The sequence below is a fragment of the Nonomuraea rhizosphaerae genome (genome assembly GCF_019396405.1).
GTDB lineage: Bacteria > Actinomycetota > Actinomycetes > Streptosporangiales > Streptosporangiaceae > Nonomuraea > Nonomuraea rhizosphaerae.
In genome coordinates this window covers 1-2,056 of sequence record NZ_JAHKRL010000264.1, presented here as the reverse complement: position 1 = coordinate 2,056, position 2,056 = coordinate 1, and the positions used below count along the sequence as shown (strand labels likewise).

General features: G+C 65.9%; 3 protein-coding genes. All 3 read left to right on the top strand.

Annotated features, from left to right (window positions below):
* Nucleotides 1-99 precede the first annotated feature (99 nt).
* The 3 genes from map (at nt 100) to KME77_RS13185 (ending at nt 1,889) form a co-directional block, all read left to right on the top strand.
* Nucleotides 100-903, top strand: a complete 804-nt coding sequence (gene map / locus KME77_RS13195) for a type I methionyl aminopeptidase (protein WP_219466443.1) — start codon at nt 100-102, stop codon at nt 901-903.
* Between the two features lie 44 nt (nt 904-947).
* Nucleotides 948-1,382: a DUF1707 SHOCT-like domain-containing protein gene (locus tag KME77_RS13190; protein ID WP_219466442.1), complete on the top strand. Its 435-nt coding sequence runs from the start codon at nt 948-950 to the stop codon at nt 1,380-1,382.
* 102 nt (nt 1,383-1,484) lie between these two features.
* Complete coding sequence (locus tag KME77_RS13185; RefSeq protein ID WP_219466441.1) at nt 1,485-1,889, top strand: hypothetical protein; 405 nt, start codon at nt 1,485-1,487, stop codon at nt 1,887-1,889.
* Nucleotides 1,890-2,056: the final 167 nt, after the last annotated feature.

Genomic DNA, 2,056 nt, shown 5'->3' with positions numbered 1-2,056 from the left:
GGACTGCGAGGTGGCACGGAGGTTCCGTGCCACCTCGCCGCTATTGTGAGGGAATTGGGCTCCCATTTCGCCCGTTGAAAACCCCGGGGGGTGCCGCACGTGTTCAAGAAGAACAGGCATGGAATCCAGATCAAGACGCCCGAGCAGCTCGACAAGATGCGGGCGGCCGGTCTGGTGGTCGGGCGTACGCTCGACCTGCTGAGGCGCTCGGTCGAGCCGGGGATGACGCCGCTGGACCTTGACGTGATCGCGGAGAAGGCGATCAGGGACGAGGGCGCGGTCCCGTCGTTCAAGGGCTACCAGGGCTTTCCGGCCACGATCTGCGCCTCCGTCAACGACGAGGTCGTCCACGGCATCCCGACGAACGCCCGCGCGCTGCGCGAGGGCGACATCCTCTCGATCGACTGCGGCGCGATCCTCGACGGATGGCACGGCGACTCCGCCGTCACCGTCCCGATCGGCGAGGTGGACCCCAAGCTCACCGAACTGATGCGGATCACCGAGGAGGCGATGTGGCACGGCATCGCCGCGCTCACGCCCGGCCGGCACCTGTCCGACATCGGGTACGAGGTCGAGCGCTACGTGAAGTCCCAGGGGCGCTTCGGCATCCCGCCCGAGTACGGGGGCCACGGGATCGGCACCGAGATGCACATGGACCCGTGGATCGCCAACCACGGCCGTCCGGGCAAGGGGCCGGTGCTGGAGGCGGGGATGTGCCTGGCCATCGAGCCCATGGTCAACCTGGGGACCGAGCGCACGCGCGTCCTGGCCGACGACTGGACCGTCGTGACGATCGACGGGAAGCAGTCCGCACACTTCGAGCACAGCGTCGCCGTGACACATAATGGTCCTTGGGTGCTAACCGCTCTCGATGGGGGCGAATCGCGCCTAGCGCAGCCATAGTTAGACGTTGTAGACAAAGCCCCTCAGGCCGGGAAGTGGTGGGTATGGCGCAGAGCCCCGAGATGCGTGCCTCCGACTCTGACCGCGACAAGGTGGCCGCCGTGCTGCGTGAGCACACAGCGCAGGGCCGCATCACCATGGACGAGTTCAACGAGCGGCTCGAAGCGCTGTACGCGAGCAAGACGTACGGCGAGCTGGCCCGGCTCACCTCCGACCTGCCGGACGTGGACCTGCGGCACAAACAGCCCGCCAAGCTGACCAGCAGCGCCCCCTCGACCAAGGCCGGCATGCACAACGGCATGCGCGCCGCCTGGGGCGCCTGGGCCGCGGCCAGCTCGGTCAACTGGGTGATCTGGCTCATCGTCAGCATCACCTCGGGACACGTGATCTATCCGTGGCCACTGTGGGTGATGGGGCCCTGGGGAGCTATCCTGCTCATGAGCACGCTCTTCGGCACTGGGCAGCAGAAGCGTAACTGAGTGTGCAGTAGTGCGCACTGTGCAGTCATGCGCAGAACGTGACGGTGAACTTTCCTAACGTCAGGGGTGTCGGGAACACCACTCACCGGAGGAAGTCACCCAATGCGCAAGTTCCTTGCAGCCGCAGCCCTCACCGGATCCGTCGCCGCCGGCCTGGCTCTGGCCACCGCCCCGGCCCAGGCCGCCACGCAGACCGCCACCGCCACCGCGTCGTCGTCCGGCAACTGGGGCAAGTACTACTCCAGCAACCACAAGGCCTACAGCTACGGCAAGACGTACAAGCAGGGCGGCAAGGTCTACACCCACTGGTACGGGTACGAGAAGTCGCCCAAGCACGGGTACGTGTGGTTCAAGTACTACTCGGGCGGCAGCTGGCACCAGTTCTACCGCGAGTGGAACAACAAGCACAACGAGACCTGGGGCAAGTCGGGCATCAAGAAGGTCTACACGTGGACCTGCTGGGGCGGCAAGTTCAAGTACTGCGGCAGCTCGCACCGCATCTACTAGGAGACCGCTTCCAGTAGGAGACCGCTTCTGCTGAGAGGCCGCTTCTCCTGAGGGGCCGCGTTCGCTGAGAGCGTGTCTGCTGACAGACCACCTCTGCCGAGAGATCGGCGATCACCCCTGGATCGTGGATCTCCTCCCACGAAGGCCCGCCGGATCTCCGAGATCGG

What these genes read in the sequence shown, in the direction of transcription:
- KME77_RS13190 (WP_219466442.1), top strand. Translation starts at nt 948, where the DNA reads ATGGCGCAGAGCCCCGAGATGCGTGCCTCCGACTCTGACCGCGACAAG.
- KME77_RS13185 (WP_219466441.1), top strand. Translation starts at nt 1,485, where the DNA reads ATGCGCAAGTTCCTTGCAGCCGCAGCCCTCACCGGATCCGTCGCCGCC.